12 protein-coding genes and 1 pseudogene are annotated in these 16925 nt (G+C 68.1%); 7 read left to right on the top strand and 6 right to left on the bottom strand.

All coding sequences use genetic code 11. The annotated features are described in order from the left end of the window. Entirely contained in the window at positions 1–681 is a 681-nt protein-coding gene (locus QFZ83_RS15020; protein WP_013541868.1) for a response regulator transcription factor, read from the bottom strand. A 140-nt stretch (positions 682–821) separates the two neighbouring features. On the opposite strand from QFZ83_RS15020, the gene QFZ83_RS15015 reads away from it, so the two are divergent. The 4 genes from QFZ83_RS15015 (at position 822) to QFZ83_RS15000 (ending at position 5562) form a co-directional block, all read left to right on the top strand. Further along, on the top strand, positions 822–1781 hold the full coding sequence (locus QFZ83_RS15015) for a tripartite tricarboxylate transporter substrate binding protein (protein ID WP_013541867.1): 960 nt from the start codon (positions 822–824) through the stop codon (positions 1779–1781). Positions 1782–1877: 96 nt separating this feature from the next. Then, positions 1878–2438 (top strand): tripartite tricarboxylate transporter TctB family protein, encoded by a 561-nt coding sequence (locus tag QFZ83_RS15010; protein WP_307507692.1) that lies wholly within the window; start codon positions 1878–1880, stop codon positions 2436–2438. Position 2439: 1 nt separating this feature from the next. After that, the gene (locus tag QFZ83_RS15005) at positions 2440–3963 is read left to right on the top strand and encodes a tripartite tricarboxylate transporter permease (RefSeq protein WP_306876826.1); all 1524 of its coding nucleotides are present in this window, start codon (positions 2440–2442) and stop codon (positions 3961–3963) included. 237 nt (positions 3964–4200) lie between these two features. Next, complete coding sequence (locus QFZ83_RS15000) at positions 4201–5562, top strand: alpha/beta fold hydrolase (RefSeq protein ID WP_307507689.1); 1362 nt, start codon at positions 4201–4203, stop codon at positions 5560–5562. Between the two features lie 10 nt (positions 5563–5572). Here QFZ83_RS15000 and QFZ83_RS14995 read toward each other — a convergent pair whose 3' ends face one another. From QFZ83_RS14995 to QFZ83_RS14975, 5 genes and pseudogenes are all read right to left on the bottom strand, one after another. Next, entirely contained in the window at positions 5573–6826 is a 1254-nt protein-coding gene (locus QFZ83_RS14995; RefSeq protein WP_307507686.1) for an acyltransferase, read from the bottom strand. 25 nt (positions 6827–6851) lie between these two features. After that, positions 6852–9992, bottom strand: coding sequence for an efflux RND transporter permease subunit (locus tag QFZ83_RS14990; protein WP_307507684.1), 3141 nt, complete (start codon positions 9990–9992; stop codon positions 6852–6854). A 19-nt stretch (positions 9993–10011) separates the two neighbouring features. Further along, positions 10012–11245 (bottom strand): annotated as a pseudogene (locus QFZ83_RS14985) (efflux RND transporter periplasmic adaptor subunit). Next, entirely contained in the window at positions 11242–12744 is a 1503-nt protein-coding gene (locus QFZ83_RS14980) for an efflux transporter outer membrane subunit (protein WP_307507681.1), read from the bottom strand. The pseudogene QFZ83_RS14985 and the gene QFZ83_RS14980 overlap by 4 nt, the downstream one beginning before the upstream one ends. Then, complete coding sequence (locus QFZ83_RS14975; RefSeq protein ID WP_013541860.1) at positions 12741–13508, bottom strand: TetR/AcrR family transcriptional regulator; 768 nt, start codon at positions 13506–13508, stop codon at positions 12741–12743. Before QFZ83_RS14975 ends, QFZ83_RS14980 begins: the two co-directional genes overlap by 4 nt. A gap of 138 nt (positions 13509–13646) precedes the next feature. Here QFZ83_RS14975 and QFZ83_RS14970 point away from each other — a divergent pair, with 138 nt between their 5' ends. From QFZ83_RS14970 to QFZ83_RS14960, 3 genes are all read left to right on the top strand, one after another. After that, a complete protein-coding gene (locus tag QFZ83_RS14970) occupies positions 13647–15167 on the top strand; it encodes a sigma-54-dependent Fis family transcriptional regulator (RefSeq protein ID WP_307507676.1) in 1521 nt (506 codons plus the stop codon). Next, a complete protein-coding gene (locus QFZ83_RS14965) occupies positions 15164–15427 on the top strand; it encodes a hypothetical protein (RefSeq protein ID WP_307507675.1) in 264 nt (87 codons plus the stop codon). Before QFZ83_RS14970 ends, QFZ83_RS14965 begins: the two co-directional genes overlap by 4 nt. A gap of 157 nt (positions 15428–15584) precedes the next feature. Then, entirely contained in the window at positions 15585–16772 is a 1188-nt protein-coding gene (locus QFZ83_RS14960; RefSeq protein WP_307507672.1) for a substrate-binding domain-containing protein, read from the top strand. The last annotated feature ends 153 nt before the right edge of the window (positions 16773–16925 follow it).

The following is a 16925-nucleotide window of genomic DNA, read 5'->3' as shown; positions in this document are numbered from 1 at the left end:
TCATGTCTCGGGCCGCAGCAGATAACCGAGGCCGCGCATCGTCATCAGCACCGCGCCCGTGCCCACGAGCTTCTTGCGCAGGCGATACACCACCACCTCGATGGCTTCGTACTGCACGTCGGTCTCGCCGGGGAACACCAGCTCGAACAGGCGCTCCTTCGTGACCGCGTGGCCCGGCTTCATCATCAGCGCCTTCATGAGCGCCAGTTCGCGCGGCGTGAGCTCCAGGAGGTCGGCGCGGTTGTAGATGGCGCCGTTGTCGGGCTCGAAGCGCAGGCCGCCGATCTCCTGCGGGTTCAGGCCCGTGTCGGGACCGGCGCTCTGGCTGCGCCGGCGCAGCGCGCGGATGCGGGCTTCCAGCTCGTCCAGGTCGAAGGGCTTGGGCAGGTAGTCGTCGGCGCCGGCATTGAGGCCCACGATGCGGTCGCCCACCGTGCCGCGGGCCGTGAGCAGCAGCACCGGCGTGCGCAGCCCTTCGGCGCGGGCCTGCGCCAGCACCTGCAGGCCGTCGAGGTTGGGCAGGCTCAGGTCGAGCGCCACCACGTCGGGCTCGATGGCGCGCCATTGCGCCACCGCCTCGGCCCCATCGCCGCACACGCGCACATCGATGCGGCGGCGGCCCAGCGTGCGCTGCAGCGTGATTTGCATCGAGGGATCGTCTTCGACCAGCAGCAGCTTCATACGGGGGAGGGCTGATTGGATACTTTGGTGTTTTCCCCAGTCTGGCGGACAGCCAACTGACAGCGGGGCGGCGCATGATAGCGGCTCAGGTCCGAGTCAGGTTCCTGCCACTTTCCTTTCAGCCCCTGGAGACAACCACGATGCGTCGCGATACCTTTTTGAAGTCCCTGGCCGCCCTGGCCGCCGCCGGCGCATTGCCGCTCTCGGCACGTGCCGCAGCCAACGTCAAGATGATGATCCCCGCCAACCCGGGCGGTGGCTGGGACACCACCGGCCGCGCATTGGGCAAGGCCCTGAGCGACGCCAAGGTGGCCGACACCGTCACCTACGACAACAAGGGCGGCGCCGCCGGCGCCCTGGGCCTGGCCCAGTTCGTGAACGGCTCCAAGGGCGATGCCAACGCGCTGATGGTCATGGGCTCGGTCATGCTGGGCGGCATCATCACCGGCAAGCCGCCAGTCAAGCTGGAGCAGGCCACGCCCATCGCGCGCCTGACCACCGAATACAACGTGTTCGTGCTGCCGGCCAACTCGCCCCTGAAGACCATGAAGGACGTGGTCGACCAGCTCAAGAAGGACCCGGGCAGCGTCAAGTGGGGCGGCGGTTCGCGCGGCTCCACCGAGCACATCGCCGCGGCCATGATCGCGCAGAAGGTCGGCGCCGATCCTTCCAAGATCAACTACGTCGCCTTCCGAGGAGGCGGCGAGGCCACCGCCGCCATCCTGGGCGGCAACGTCACGGTCGGCGGCAGCGGCTACAGCGAATTCGCCGAATACATCGCCGCCGGCAAGATGAAGGCGATTGCCGTCACCTCGGCGCAGCGCCTGCCCGGCATCAACGTGCCCACGCTCAAGGAGCAGGGCATCGACGTGGAAATCGGCAACTGGCGCGGCGTGTACGGCGCGCCCGGCATCTCGGCCGAGCAGCGCAAGGCGCTGACCGACATGGTGCTGGCTGCCATGAAGAGCTCGTCGTGGGCCGAGTCGCTCAAGAAGAACGACTGGACGCCGGCCGTGCTGTCGGGCGAAGCCTTCGCCAAGTTCGTCGACGACGATTTCGCGAGCCTCCGCGCGATCATGACCAAGTCCGGCATGGTCTGACCCCCGGCACACCAATGCCTGCCGAATGGCACGCTGTCCTCGCAAGAGACGACAGCGTGCCGTTTTCAAATCCAGCACCACATTCCGGGAGCAAAAATGACAACTCCAGATTCCTCGGTCTCGCCGCCTGACGCGGGGGCGCAAGCAGCGGCTCAAGCGGCAGTCTGGCCGCAAACCCTCGTCGGCGCGGGCGTCCTGCTCACCGGCCTGGCCCTCGCCTTCGGTGCCATCGGCATCTCCTCCGAAGCCGGCTACGGCGGCGTCGGCCCCAACTTCCTGCCCTGGCTGGTGTCCGTGGTGCTCGTGCTCTGCGGCGCCTGGATCCTCTGGGAAGCGCGCACCGGCGGCTTTCGCGAGCTCGATCCGCCCACCGGCGCCGACCGCGCCTACTGGCCCGGCTTCGTCTGGGTCTCGGCGGGGCTGCTGCTCAACGCGGCGCTCATCACCACGCTGGGCTTCATCCTGAGCTGCACGCTGTGCTACCTGCTGGCGGTGCAGGGCTTGCGCCGCGCGAGCGGGCAGGCCGGCGTGAACGCGCCGCGCACCTGGGTCATCGATTTCGTCACCGGCGTGCTCATCGCCGCCCCGGTGTTCTGGATGTTCACGCAGTTCCTGGCCATCAACCTGCCCGGCCTCACTTCCACTGGGTGGCTCTGACATGGAAATCTTCAACGCACTCATGGCGGGCTTCGGCGCCGCCATCACGCCCGTCAATCTGCTCTGGTGCCTGGTCGGCTGTGCCCTGGGCACGGCCGTGGGCGTGCTGCCCGGCATCGGCCCGGCGGTGGCGGTGGCCATGCTGCTGCCGATCACCGGCAAGGTCGACATCACGGCCTCGATGATCTTCTTCTCGGGCATCTATTACGGCGCCATGTACGGCGGCTCGACCACCTCGATCTTGCTGAACACGCCCGGCGAAACCGCCAGCATGGTGACCGCGATGGAGGGCAACAAGATGGCCAAGAGCGGCCGGGCGGGCGCGGCGCTCGCCACCGCTGCCATCGGCTCCTTCGTGGCCGGCACCATCGCCACCGTCATCGTCACGCTGTTCGCGCCGTTCGTGGCCGAGTTCGCGGTCAAGCTCGGGCCGCCCGAGTATTTCCTGTTGATGCTGCTGGCCTTCACCACGGTGAGCGCGGTGCTCGGCAAGAGCACGCTGCGCGGCATGACGGCGCTGTTCGTCGGTCTCGCCGCGGGCTGCGTGGGCCTGGACCAGATTTCGGGCCAGGGTCGCTACACCGGCGGCGTGCCCGAGCTGCTCGACGGCATCGAGATCGTGCTGGTCGCGGTCGGCCTCTTCGCGGTGGCCGAAGTGCTCTACGCCGTGCTCTACGAGGGCAAGGTGGTCGAGGGCCAGAACAAGCTGAGCCGCGTGCACATGAGCAAGCGCGACTGGAAGCGCTCGATCCCCGCGTGGCTGCGCGGCACCGCCATCGGCACGCCCTTCGGCTGCATCCCGGCCGGCGGCACCGAGATCCCGACCTTCCTGAGCTATGCGATGGAAAAGAAGCTCGCCAAGGACAAGGACGCCAAGGCCGAGTTCGGCACCACCGGCGCCATCGAAGGCGTGGCCGGCCCCGAGGCCGCCAACAACGCCACGGTGACGGCCGCGCTGATTCCGCTGCTCACGCTGGGCATCCCGACCTCGAACACCACCGCCATCCTGCTGGGCGCGTTCCAGAACTACGGCATCCAGCCGGGTCCGCAGCTCTTCACCACCTCGGCCGCGCTGGTGTGGGCGCTGATCGCCTCGCTCTACATCGGCAACGTGATGCTGCTGGTGCTGAACCTGCCGATGGTGGGCCTGTGGGTCAAGCTCCTGAAGATCCCGAAGCCGCAGCTCTACGCCGGCATCCTGATCTTCGCGACGGTGGGGGCCTACGGCATGCGCCAGAGCGCATTCGACCTGTTTCTGCTTTACGGCATCGGCCTCCTGGGCGTGGTGATGCGGCGCTTCGATTTCCCGACCGCGCCCGTGGTGGTCGGCATGATCCTCGGCCCGCTTGCCGAAGCGCAGCTGCGCAACGCCATGTCGATCGGCGAAGGCAGTGCGGCGGTGTTCTTCCAGCGTCCGATGTCGATTGCGCTGGTGATCGTCGTGGTCGCCGTGCTGGTGCTGCCGCGCCTGGCCAAGCGCATGAGCGAACGCAAGTTGAAGCGGCTGGCGCAACTCGACGCCTGACCTTCATTCCTTCTTTCCCGAAAAGCCGCGGCGCCCAGGCCCCGCGGCTTTTTTTCGTTCGGGTGACCGAGGCGCCACGATCGAAGGGCAGCCGCCGACGCGCCTTGGCTGCCGTTCGCGCCGTGTCCGATGCGTTTCGTCGCACGGCGGATGCGCCGCGCGGCGCGCGTTCCTAGAGTCCGGCACCAGAAGACGCCGTTGTCTTCACCGCCCGAAAGGCAACGAAAGGAACTCACCATGGAACGCCGTCATTTCGCCCGCTCGATCCTCGCTGCCGCGGGTGCCGTCGCCCTGGGCGTGAAGGCCCAAGAAGCAAGCCCGGTGGCCGCCGCATCGCCCGCGCCCGCTGTGTTGGGCCTGAAGCCCTTCCTCTTCGAGAAAGACGAGACCTTCTGGTACGAGACGCTGCGCTCCTTCGGCCACATCGCCTACGGCGGCGCAGATTTCGGCGAAGTGGTGATGACCGCCCAGCGCATCCGCGGCGGCGACTACGACAGCTGGCACGACGAATGGCGCCTCACCGCCGACCGGGTGGCCGCAGAGGCGCAGCAAAGCCTGGCCGCCGGTCACAACGTCAGCGCGCGCGATGCGTTCTTTCGCGCTTCCAACTACTACCGCAGCGCGGAGTTCTTCCTGCACGGCAACCCAGCCGATGCGCGCATCAATGCGGCCTACGACCGCAGCGTCGAGTGCTTCCGCGCGGCCGTGCGGCTCACCGACGGCGCGATCGAGCCGGTGCGCATCCGCTACGAGGGCACGAGCCTGCCGGGCTACTTCTATCGCGCCGCCGGAAAGGGCGCGAAACGCCGGCCGACCGTGGTCATGCACAACGGCTTCGACGGCTCGGTGGAAGAGATGCACTACGTCGCCGCCGCCGCGCTGGCCGAGCGCGGCTACAACGTGCTGAGCTTCGACGGTCCCGGCCAGCCCGGTCCGATGCACCGCGAAGGCCTGGTGCTGCGCCCCGACTGGGAGCGCGTGGTCGGTCCGGTGCTCGACCATGTGCTGGCGCGGCCTGATGTCGATGCAGAGCGCGTCGCATTGCTGGGCAACAGCCTGGGCGGCGTGCTGGCACCGCGTGCGGCGGCGTTCGAGCCGCGCATCCGCGCGCTGGTCGCACTGGACGGCATCTACGACATGGGCGCGAAGACGCTCCCCATGTTCGGCGGCCAGCGCGAGGTGGCCCGCCGCGTTCTCACGGCGCCGTCGGCACCCGACATCGACAAGGCGCTCGCGCAGATGGCCGCGCACGACGCGCAGGCGCGCTGGGCTTTCGGCCACGGCGCCTGGGTCACCGGCAAGGGCACGGCACGCGGTTATCTCTCGACGCTGCTCGACTACCACGTGGCCGACGGCGTGGCCGAGCGCATCCAGTGCCCGACGCTGGTGTGCTCAGCCGCCAACGACATGTTCTTCAAGGGCCAGCCCGAGATGCTGTACGCGCACCTGACCTGCCCGAAGACTTTTCTCGCACTCGACGACACGCTGGGCGCCGGCGCGCATTGCCATGCGGGGGCGCAGCGCCTGGCGATGGCGCGCATCGGCGACTGGCTCGATGCGACCTTTGCCACACCGGCGCGGCGCGCTGCGACTGCGTGATCCGTGCCGTTCAGGAGCGGGCGGCTTGCGCGGCGGGCAGGCGGCGCAAGCCTGATCGCGCACGCTTGCCTTGCGCAATGCCCGGCTTTTCCACGAACCGGTAGCTGACCACCGAGGCCGCCACGAGCAGCAGCGCGCAGAGGGTGCCGACCAGCCAGTACTGCAGCGCGCCGGCCATCGCGAAACTTCGCACCGACGGCACAGCGAAGACTGCGGTCAGCGCGATGCCCTGCAGCAGGTAGATGCTGTAGCTCGCCGTGCTCATGCGCCGCGCCGCGCGCAGGGCCAGCAGGCCGTAGAGCGTGCTGCCGTCGCAGACCAGGTGGAAAAAGACCCAGAGCAGCACGACCTGCACGGGACCGGCCATGTGCGGGAACCCGAAGAGCACGGCGCCCGTGCAGGCCACGGCAAGCAGCGAAGCCGCACCAGCCGGCAGGCGCGAAGCAAGCAGTCGGCTCGCGCCTTCGTGCCGCACCAGCCAGGCCGACAGCATGCCCATGAGGAACGACGCCAGCACCCACAGCAAGGCGCCGATCACCAGCGCCAGCGTGGGGTGCGAAGGTGAAACACCGGCCGACTGAAGCGCCGCGAACGCCAACGCCAGCAGGCACACCAGCAAGGCCCCGCCGACGAAGCGCGGCGTGCGCCCGTGGCGCGCGAGCGGCGCCATCAGCCAGAGCGATCCGTAGAACAGCCACTCCACGAAGACCGTCCAGGTCACGCCCGCGAGGATGAACCGGGTCCCTTCGTAGCCGTTGACGTCGGGCTGCGTCGGAACGATGCCTAGTGCCAGCCATTGCAGCGAACCGCTCAGCACCGACCAGACCGGCTCCTTGAGCGCGAACCCGGTTTTGCAGGCGACGACGAAGAGCATCAGCCCGACCGCCACCAGGTACATCGGCCCGATGCGCCAGAGCCGGCCGATGTAGAGGCTGCGCCAGTCGGGCCGGCCCTGGGTGTCCAGCAATTTGCCCCAGAACAGGAAGCCCGTGATCATGAAGAAGACCCCCACGCCGACCTGCCCGAGCTGCGTGGGGAAGCCCGTCGGTGGAAAGGTCCACACGCCGTTCGCGAGGTAGCCGTGGGTCACCATCAGGTGGTGCACGAAGACGCTCAGCGCAAGAAAGCCGCGCAGCCCGTCGAGCGTTGTGGTGCGCTGGTCGCGCGACAGCGGCTCGTCGGCGGCGCGGAACACCGGCAGGGCCAGCGCGACGAGCACCACCCCCATGAGCACGATGTACGGCCAGGCAGAGAAGACGCTCATGGGTCGGTCGCTCGGCTCGGGGTTGTCAGGCGCTGGTCCGGGCCGGTGTGCCGCTGTCGTCGGCCGGGTTTTCTCGCAGGTCGTCGTCGATGTGTGGATCGGCCGGCTGCCCGCGCAGCTTGCGCACGGTGCGCCGTATCCAGTGCTCGATGTCGTCGATGTAGGTGAACACCGCCGGCACCACCAGGAGGCTCAGCACGGTCGAGGTGATCAGACCGCCGATCACCGCCATCGCCATCGGCGAGCGGAAGCTGGAGTCGGCGGCGCCGAAGCCCACGGCAATCGGCAGCATGCCCGCGCCCATCGCGAGCGTGGTCATGATGATGGGCCGCGCCCGCTTGTGGCAGGCATCGCGCAGCGCGTCCCAGCGGCTCATGCCGTGGTCGCGGCGCGCCACGATGGCGTACTCCACCAGAAGAATCGAGTTCTTCGTCGCGATGCCCATCAGCATGATGAGCCCGATGAGCGACGGCATCGAGAGCGCCTTCTGCCCGATCAGCAAGCCCACGAACGCGCCACCCAGCGCGAGCGGCAGCGCGCACAAGATGGTCACCGGGTGCAGGAAGTCCTTGAACAGCAGCACCAGCACGATGTAGATGCACAGCACGCCCGTGAGCATCGCGAGGCCGAAGCTCGCGAAGAGTTCGGTCATCACTTCCGCATCGCCCACCTCGGTCACGCGCACGCCGGGCGGCAGCTTCTGGATCGAGGGGAGGTTCATCACCGCGGTCTTCGCATCGCCCAGGCCCACGCTGGAGAGTTCGATCTCGAAGTTGACGTTGCGCGAGCGGTCGTAGCGGTCGATGACGGCCGGGCCGCCTTCCATCGTGAGCGAGGCCACCTGGCTCAGCATGACGGGGCCGCGTGCGCCCGGCACAGAGAGGCGGCCGAGCAGGTCGAGGTCCTTGCGGGCCGAGTCTTCCAGCTTCACCACGATCGGCACCTGCCGCTGCGCGAGGTTGAGCTTGGCGAGCGACTGGTCGTAGTCGCCCAGCGTGGCCACGCGCAGCGTCTCGGCAATGGCGGCGCTGGTCACGCCCAGGTCGGCGGCGCGCGCGAAGTCGGGGCGCACGGCGATTTCGGGGCGGATCAAGCTGGCGGTGGAGGTGATGTTGCCCAGGCCGTGGATGGTGCGCAGGTCCTTCTCGACCGCGCTGGCCGCGGAGGCCAGCGCCACCGGGTCTTCGCCGGTGAGCGCCAGGATGTACTTCTCGCCCGAGCCGCCCAGGCCCACGGTGCTGCGCACGCCGGGCAGGGTTTCCAGGGCGGTGCGGATCTGGCCCTCGATCACCTGCTTCCTCGGCCTGTCACCGCGCTCGTCCAGCTTGATGGTGAGCGTGGCCTTGCGCGTCTCGGGCGTGCCGAAGCTCGCGAACGGGTCGCCGCCCGCGCTGCCGCCGGCCACCGTCGTGTAGACGCTCTTCACGTGGTCGATCTTCATCACGCGGTTGCGCGTTTCCTCGGCCGCGGCCGTGGTCTGCGCGAGCGTGGAGCCCGGCGCGAGCGACAGGTAGATCTGCGTCTGCGAGTTGTCGTCCGGCGGAATGAAGCCGGTCTTGAGCAGCGGAATCATCGCGAGCGAGCCGAAGAAGAAGAGGGTGGCCAGCACCATCGTCTTGAAGCGGTTGTGCGTGCTCCACGCCACCGCGCGCATGTACCAGCGCAGCCAGCCGGGTTCTTTTTCTTCACCGACGATGGGCTTCAGGATGTAGGCCGCCATCATCGGCGTGAGCACCCGCGCGACCACCAGCGAGGCGAACACCGCGAGCGACGCGGTCCAGCCGAACTGCTTGAAGAACTTGCCGGCCACGCCGCTCATGAAGGCGGTGGGGAGAAACACGGCGATCAGCGTGAAGGTGGTGGCGATCACCGCCAGGCCGATTTCGTCGGCCGCCTCCATCGCCGCCTGGTAGGGCGTCTTGCCCATGCGCAAATGGCGCACGATGTTCTCGACCTCCACGATCGCGTCGTCCACCAATATCCCGACCACCAGCGAGAGCGCGAGCAGCGAGATGACGTTGACCGAGAAGCCCAGCACGAACATGCCGATGAACGCCGGAATCACCGACATCGGCAGCGCCACCGCCGAGACAAAAGTGGCGCGCCAGTCGCGCAAGAAGAGCCACACCACGATCACCGCCAGGATGGCGCCTTCGTACAGCAGGTGCAGCGAGCCGTTGTATTCCTCTTCCACCGGGTCGACGAAGTTGAAGGCTTCGGTCAGTTCGATGTCGGGGCGCTGCGCACGCATCTCGGCCAGCGCCTTCTGTATCGCGTGGCCCACTTCCACTTCGCTGGCGCCGCGGCTGCGGGCCACTTCGAAGCCCACCACCGGCTTGCCGTTGAGCAAGGCGCCCGAGCGCGGCTCGGCGATGGTGTCGCTGATGCGCGCCACCTGATCGAGCCGCACGCGGCGGCCGTCGGACAGCACGATCTGGATGTCGTTCAACTGGTCGGCCGACTGCACGGTGGCGAGCGTGCGCACCGGCTGCTCGCTGCCACCCAGGTCGAAGCGGCCGCCCGCGCTCTCGACCTGCACCTGGCGCAGCTGGCGTGAGATGTCGGCGGCCGAGGCGCCCAGCGCCTGCAGCTTGCCGGGGTCCAGGTCGATGTGCACCTGGCGCGTGACGCCGCCCACGCGATTCACCGCGCCCACGCCGGGCAGCGCGAGCAGCTTCTTGGTGACGTCGTTGTCCACGTACCAGCTGAGCGCCTCGGCGTCCATCTGCGAGGAGGCGATGGTGAAGGCCAGCACCGGCTGGCCCGCCAGGTCGAGCTTGGTGACCACCGGGTCGCGCACGTCGGCCGGCAGGTCGGCGCGCACGCGCTGCACCGCGGAGCGCACGTCGTCCACGGCTTCCTGCACGGGCTTCTCGAGGCGGAACTCGACGATCAGCGTGGCGGCGCCGTCCTGCACCTTGGTGGTGATGTGCTTCAAACCCTGCACGGTGGCGATGGAGTTCTCGAGCTTGCGCGCGACGTCGGTTTCAAGCTGCGAAGGGGCGGCACCGGGCAGCAACGCCGAGACCGTGACGGTCGGCAGATCGATGTCCGGAAAGTTCTGCACCTTCATCGCGTTGAACGACAGCAGCCCACCAAAAGTGAGCAGCACGAACAGCATCACCGCCGGAATCGGGTTGCGTATGGACCAGGCGGAAACGTTCATGAGCGTGTCCTTGTTTGTCTTACTTGGCGACCGAGGCGGAGGCCGCTGGCTTCGCCGGCTGGGCTGCCGCTGGTGCCAGGGCAGGGGCCGCAGCCGGCGGCGTTGCCGCCACCACGCGCACCAGGTCGCCGTCGTTCAGGAAGCCCGCGCCTTGCACCACGACCTGCGAGCCCTCGGGTAGCGCGCTGGTGATCTCGATGCGGTCGTTCAGCCGACGGCCGATCTGCACCTTGATCTGCGAGACGCGGTTGTCGGGCTGGAGCACGAACACGTTGTTGAAGCCGTCGCGCGGAACGATGGAAGCCTGCGGCACCGTGGGCGCCGAACTGCGACCGAGGTCGAAGTCGCCGCGCGCGAACATGCCGGCCTTCACACCCGTGTTCTGCAGGACAGTGGGCAGATCGACGTAGACCAGCGCCGCGCGCGTCTGCGGATCGACCGTCGGCGCGATGCTGCGCACCTTGCCGCGCACCTGCGCACCGCTGGCGCTGACCACGAAGGCGGGCGTGCCGACCGCGATGCGGGCGAGCTCGGCCGAGGTGACTTCGGCGCGCCATTCGAGGCGGCCCCTGGCGGATCAGGCGGAACAGTTCAGTGCCGGCGGAGACCACGCTGCCCACGGTGGCGGTGCGTGCGGAAATCACGCCGTCGTCCGGCGCCAGCACCTGCGTGTTGCGCCCGCGCACCTGCTGCGCGGCCAGCACGGCCTCGGCGGCTTCGACGCGCGCCTTGGCGGTCTGCTCGGTGGTCTGGTATTGGTTGATCTGCTGCTGGCTGAGGGCACCCGTGGCCTGCAGCGTGCGGGCGCGCGCGGCGTTGCCGGCGGCATCGGCGGCCGTGGCACGGGCTTCGGCGAGCGAGGCGCGCGATTGGGCGATGTCGGCCTGCACCGTCTCGGGCGAGAAGACCGCGAGCACCTGGCCCTTCTTGACCACATCGCCCACGTTCACCCGCACCTCGGCGAGCCGCAGGCCGTTGGACTCGGAGCCGACCACGGCCTCCTGCCAGGCGGCCACGTTGCCGTTGGCCGCGAGCGTGACGGTCAGCTCGGTGGCTTCGGGCTTGGCGACGGTGACGGTGAGCGCGGGCTTGGGGCCTGGCGCGCCGTCCTTGGCGTCCTTGGCCTTGGCCGCCGCGGCCTGTTCGGCGGGCGTGCCCGAGGGCTTGCTGCGCACGAGCCACACGGCCGCGATGACAACGATGACGAGCGCCAGCAGCGCGATGACGAGGGTGGAACGCTTCATTGTTTTCATGGTGACGTCGCAACCGTAGAGGTCGAGGAAGAGGTCATTGACGGGTCGGTCCGGTTCCAGCCGCCGCCCATCGAGCGGTACAGCGAAACCCAGGCTTCGGCGCGTTCGCGCTGCAGCGTGACGCGCGCGGTCTGCGCGGTGAAGAGGGTGCGGCGCGAGTCTTCCAGCTCGAACAGGCTGGCCAGGCCGCTGCTGTAGCGCGCCTGCGTGGCGTCGAAGGAGGCCTGGTAGTTCTTCACCGCGCTGTCGGCATCGGTGGTGCGGGCTTCGGTGGCGTCGAGGTTGACGAGCGCCTCTTCGACCTCGCGCACTGCCTGCCGCACGTTCGCGCGATAGAGCGACACGGCCTCGGCGTAGCGCGCCTTGGCCGCATTGGTGTTGGCCGTGCGCGCGCCGAAGTCGAACAGCGGCACGGTGAGCGACACCGGCCCGACCGTCCAGGTCTCCAGCGACTCGCGAAAACCGCTGGTGCGGATCTGCGTGCGGCCGATGGAACCCGAAATGCTGAGCTTGGGATAGCGCTCGGCCTCCGCCGAGCCCACGTCGGCGCTGGCCGATGCCACGGCGAGTTCGGCCGCGTACACATCGGGCCGCTGCGACAGCGCCTGCGCCGGCACGCTCTCGATGCCGCCCATCACCACCAGCGCGCGCTGCGTGTGCGAGACGGCGAGCTTCTGCGCGAGCGTGGGTTCGTCGATGCCGCTGAGCGCCACCAGCGCCTTGCGCTGGATCGCGCACTGCGCGCGCTGCTGCGTGAGGCGGCCCGAGGCGTCCGAAGCACTGGCGCGGGCGAGGGCCGCATCGGCCGGAGCGGTGAAGCCGGCGCGTGCCGACAGGTCGGTGAGCCGCGAGGTTTCGCTGCGCGACTTGGCGTTGGATTCGGACACGCGCAACTGCTGCCGGCAGGCGCGCTCGGCGAAATAGGCGTTGGCGGTTTCCGCCGCGACGGCCACGCGCGCGTCGTGCCATTTGGCGGTCGCGCTGTCGAGCTTCTGCTGGGCCGAATCGCGGTCGGCGCGCAGGCGGCCGAAGAGATCGATTTCCCACTTCGACTGCAGGCCGGCCTGCAGCGTGGTGAGCGGTGCGGTAGCCGCTGCGGCAGAGCTGCTGCTCGATGAAGAAGAACTCGCGCCGCCCCCACTGAAGGACGAGCCCGAGACGCCCCGGCTCGCCGATACCGTGCCGTCCAGGCTGGGCAGCAGCGCCGCGCCGGCCTGCACGCGCGTGGAGCGCGCCTCGGCCACGCGCGCCGCGGCGCTCGCGAGGTTGGGGCTGGCGTTTTCGGCCGCGGCGATCAGCTCGACCAGCAGCGGATCGTCGAGCTGGCGCCACCAGTCGGCCAGCGATGCGAGCGAGCCGCCATGGGGCAGGGGCGCATTCCATTGCGGAGGGAAGGGCGCCTCGACCGTGGCTGGCGGGCGTGTGAGGCCGCAGCCCACGAGGGCGAGGCTCAGCGCCAGGGGGAGGCAGAGGGAGGCAATCGGTCGGAGTCGTCTCATGTCTTCTTTCTCGCGGCGCGTGCCGGGGAGGCGGCAGGCGCGGTTGCTGCGGCTTTCTCGTCGGCGGTCAGGGCCTGCCGGCGCGCGGCTTCGGCCTGCACCAGCGCCAGCGCGTAGACGGTGAGCCGGTTGGCCCAGGTGTCGATGCTGCGCGGCGTGCGCAGGAGCGACGGGCGCACCGCCTCGATGAAATCCTGGTTCACATAGAGCTGCATCGACAGCCCCGTGATCGCGAACGTCAGGCGATGGATGTCGTCGTCGGCGCGCTCCAGCTTCAGGTGGCGGCACAGCAGCTCGACGATGGCGCGGTGCGGGCCCTTGATGTCGCGCTCGATCTCCTTGGCCCACTGGCTGGTCGGCTCCAGCATCTCGCGCATGTGCAGCTGGATGCACTGCCGCACGATCTCGCCCTGTTTCAGCGGCTCGATCACCGAGGTGAAGCAGATGCGCAGCGCCTCTTCGAGCGTGAGGTCGGGCGTGCTGAAGATCGCCACCAGGTCGTCGGAGTCGCCGCCCATCGGCTCGGTGAAGCAGGCGCCGTACAGGCCGTTCTTGTCGCTGAAGTAGTAGCTGATGGCCGAGATGTTGACCCCGGCCTCGCGGGCGATCTCGCGGGTGGAGGTCTTGGCGAAACCCTTTTGCGCGAAGAGCCGCAGCGCGGTGTGCAGCAGCCGATGGCGCGCCTCGGCGCCATCGGCGCGCGGTGCACGGGGCGCACGAGGCGGCGTGGAAATGATGGGGTCCCTCGCGTTCATGCCCGGCATTAAACCACGGACGAAATCAAACGATTGATTTACTTAAGGGTTGCTGAAGGCTTTTTTTCGTCGGCGCCGTTCCAGGCATTTCCGGCTCTGCATCGACGCTGGATTTGTTGTCTTTCGATGCACAGTTACGATCCGCCCATGCCTGCTCCCCCCGCCTTGCCCCTCGATGCCGAAGGCATCCTCGCGCTCGCCGCGCGCTCGATGTTCCACCTGTTCTCCAGCATCAGCCAGGGCATGTTCCTGGTCGACAGCAGCGGGCGCATCGTGTGGGTCAACGAGGGCTACCGGCGCTTCCTGCCGGCGCTGGGCTTCTCCTCCATCGACGAATTCATGGGGCACATGGTCGAGGACGTGATCCCCAACACGCAGATGCGCCGCGTGCTCGAAACCGGCGAGCCGATCCTTGTGGACCTGCTGACCAACAAGGCCGGCACCTTCGTGGTCAGCCGCATTCCGCTGCGTGCGGAGAGCGACGGTCCCGAAGGCGGTGCGGGCGATGTGATCGGCGCCATCGGCATCGTGCTGTTCGACCAGCCCGAAACCACGCTGCAGCCGCTCATCAGCAAGTTCGCGCTGCTGCAGCGCGACCTCGACGATGCGCGGCGCGAACTGGCCAGCCAGCGCAACAACCCGCTCTACCAGCACGCGCCCGACGGCCAGCGGCGCTCCAAGTACACCTTCGCGAGCTTCATCGGCAGCAGCCCGGCCGCAGTGGAAGTGAAGCGCCATGCGCGCCGCGCGGCGCAGTCGACCAGCCCGGTGCTGCTGCTGGGCGAGACCGGCACCGGCAAGGAACTGCTGGCGCATGCGATCCACGCGTCGTCGGCGCGCGCCAAGGGCATGTTCGTCAGCGTCAACATCGCGGCCGTGCCCGACACGCTGCTCGAAGCCGAGTTCTTCGGCTTCGCGCCCGGCGCCTTCACCGGCGCCGACAGGCGAGGGCGCGAAGGCAAGTTCAAGCTGGCCGATGGCGGCAGCCTTTTTCTCGATGAGATCGGCGACATGCCGCTCGGCCTGCAGGCCAAGCTGCTGCGCGCGTTGCAGGAGGGCGAGATCGAGCCGCTGGGCTCCAACAAGCTCGTGCCCTTCGATGCGCGGGTGATCGCCGCCACCTCGCGCGACCTGCCTGAGCTGGTGAGGCGTGGCCTGTTCCGCGAAGACCTTTATTACCGCCTCAACGTGCTGCCCTTGCGCGTGCCGCCGCTGCGGGAGCGGCGCAGCGATATTCCCGCGCTGGTCGAGGCGCTGGGCGAAGACATGGCGCTGCGCAGCGGCGAGGCGCCGCCCGAACTCACGCCCGACGCGCTCGCGCTGCTCGCGGGCCAGCACTGGCGCGGCAACATCCGCGAACTGCGCAACGTGCTGGAGCAGGTGACGATGCGCAGCGATTCGCAACGCATCGACGCCGTGCAGCTCGAACGCATCCTGCGGGAAGCGGGGCTGGAGCAGATCGAGCTGCCCGACCTGTCGCATGCGAATGGCGACGAAGAAGCCGCGCTGCTGCGGCCGTTGGCGCAGCAAGTCGCCGAGCTGGAGCGCAAGGCGATCGCGGCCGCCATGGCCAGCACGGGCGGCAACAAGCTTGCGACCTCGCGGCTGCTCGGCATTTCGCGCGCGACCTTGTACGAGCGCATGACGAGCCAGGGGCAATCGTCATGAGCGTCCGCGCCCTCCGTTCCACCTTCGGCCCCAACTGCCACTGGTGCGGCCTCCCCATGGACTTCAACGAGCCGCACGGCCGGCCCGAATCCGCGACCATCGAGCACCTCATCGACTCGACGCTGGGCGGCGTGCGCAACCAGAAGCATCGCCGCCTCGCCCACGCCATCTGCAACCACACGCGAAATGAATTCCGGATGCAGGCCGAGCGCGAATTCCAGCGCTGGATCGCGGCGCGCAAAGCTCCTAGTAAACCCTGACTGATAAAAAGACAATTGCCTGAAATTCAAACACTACAAGTGTTCTGAAATCAGGCGCCAAAGGCTTCTTCCCAATGAAGAAACCTTTGTTATCAATGAGTTGGGCGGGTGGCACGAACTGTGCAATATTCAGTCACCACTTTCAGGAGACATAAATATGATCCGTCGCCACCTCGTCGCGCTGGCCGCGCTTTCCGCCTGCGCTGCTGCCGCCCCCGCCTGGGCCCAGTCCAACGAAATCCGCATCGCCCACATCTACAGCAAGACCGGTCCGCTGGAGGCCTATGGCAAGCAGACCCAGACCGGCTTCGCGATGGGCCTGGACTACGCCACCGGCGGCACGATGATGGTCAACGGCAAGAAGCTCGTGGTCATCGAGAAGGACGACCAGGGCAAGCCGGACCTCGGCAAGTCGCTGCTCGCCGCCGCGTATTCGGATGACAAGGCCGCGCTGGCCGTCGGCCCGACCGCTTCGGGCGTGGCGCTCGCGATGCTGCCGGTGGCCGAGGAATACAAGAAGATCCTGCTGGTCGAGCCGGCAGTGGCCGACTCGATCACCGGCGACAAGTGGAACAAGTACATCTTCCGCACCGGACGAAATTCGAGCCAGGACGCGATCTCCAACGCGGTGGCGGTCGACAAGGCCGGCGTGACCGTCGCCACGCTCGCGCAGGACAACGCCTTCGGCCGCGACGGAGTGAAGGCCTTCGGCGCCGCGCTCAAGAAGGCGAAGCTGGTGCACGAGGAGTACCTGCCGCCCGCGACCACCGACTTCACCGCCGGTGCGCAGCGCCTGATCGACAAGCTGAAGGACCAGCCGGGCCGCAAGATCATCTGGATCGTCTGGGCCGGCGCGGGCAACCCGTTCAAGATCGTCGACCTCGACTTGAAGCGCTACAACATCGAGATCGCCACCGGCGGCAACATCCTGCCGGCCATGGCCGCGTACAAGGCGCTGCCGGGCATGGAGGGCGCCGCGTACTACTACTTCGGCATCCCGAAGAACCCGGTGAACGAAGCGATGGTGTCGGCGCACTACAAGCAGTTCAAGACGCCACCGGACTTCTTCACCGCCGGCGGTTTCTCGGCGGCGATGGCGGTGGTGACGGCGCTCAAGAAAACCAACGGTGACACCAACACCAACAAGCTCATCAGCACCATGGAAGGCATGAGCTTCGACACGCCCAAGGGCAAGATGACCTTCCGCAAGGAAGACCATCAGGCGATGCAGTCGATGTACCACTTCAAGATCAAGGTCGACCCGGCGTTCGCCTGGGGCGTGCCTGAGCTGGTGCACGAGATCAAGCCTGAGGAAATGGACATCCCGATCAAGAACAAGCGCTGATCGACACGGCGCCGATCGTTCCCTGATCCCATGACCCCGCGCGGCGCGTAAAGAAGCGCCGCTCCCATTTCGCCCCGGATGGCCGCCGGGCGAAGCGCCAGCCTGCGTCCGCGCGAGGCCGGCGCGATTCACGGCCGATTCGTCAGTCTGCAA

The sequence above is a fragment of the Variovorax sp. W1I1 genome (genome assembly GCF_030815625.1).
Lineage (GTDB): Bacteria > Pseudomonadota > Gammaproteobacteria > Burkholderiales > Burkholderiaceae_C > Variovorax > Variovorax paradoxus_C.
Note: the sequence above shows the minus strand (reverse complement) of the source record. Positions and strands in the feature narration are given on the sequence as shown.

Bases quoted from the DNA above. Each gene is read 5' to 3' on its own strand.
- QFZ83_RS15020 (WP_013541868.1), bottom strand. From the start codon at position 681: ATGAAGCTGCTGCTGGTCGAAGACGATCCCTCGATGCAAATCACGCTG.
- QFZ83_RS15015 (WP_013541867.1), top strand. From the start codon at position 822: ATGCGTCGCGATACCTTTTTGAAGTCCCTGGCCGCCCTGGCCGCCGCC.
- QFZ83_RS15010 (WP_307507692.1), top strand. From the start codon at position 1,878: ATGACAACTCCAGATTCCTCGGTCTCGCCGCCTGACGCGGGGGCGCAA.
- QFZ83_RS15005 (WP_306876826.1), top strand. From the start codon at position 2,440: ATGGAAATCTTCAACGCACTCATGGCGGGCTTCGGCGCCGCCATCACG.
- QFZ83_RS15000 (WP_307507689.1), top strand. From the start codon at position 4,201: ATGGAACGCCGTCATTTCGCCCGCTCGATCCTCGCTGCCGCGGGTGCC.
- QFZ83_RS14995 (WP_307507686.1), bottom strand. From the start codon at position 6,826: ATGAGCGTCTTCTCTGCCTGGCCGTACATCGTGCTCATGGGGGTGGTG.
- QFZ83_RS14990 (WP_307507684.1), bottom strand. From the start codon at position 9,992: ATGAACGTTTCCGCCTGGTCCATACGCAACCCGATTCCGGCGGTGATG.
- QFZ83_RS14980 (WP_307507681.1), bottom strand. From the start codon at position 12,744: ATGAGACGACTCCGACCGATTGCCTCCCTCTGCCTCCCCCTGGCGCTG.
- QFZ83_RS14975 (WP_013541860.1), bottom strand. From the start codon at position 13,508: ATGCCGGGCATGAACGCGAGGGACCCCATCATTTCCACGCCGCCTCGT.
- QFZ83_RS14970 (WP_307507676.1), top strand. From the start codon at position 13,647: ATGCCTGCTCCCCCCGCCTTGCCCCTCGATGCCGAAGGCATCCTCGCG.
- QFZ83_RS14965 (WP_307507675.1), top strand. From the start codon at position 15,164: ATGAGCGTCCGCGCCCTCCGTTCCACCTTCGGCCCCAACTGCCACTGG.
- QFZ83_RS14960 (WP_307507672.1), top strand. From the start codon at position 15,585: ATGATCCGTCGCCACCTCGTCGCGCTGGCCGCGCTTTCCGCCTGCGCT.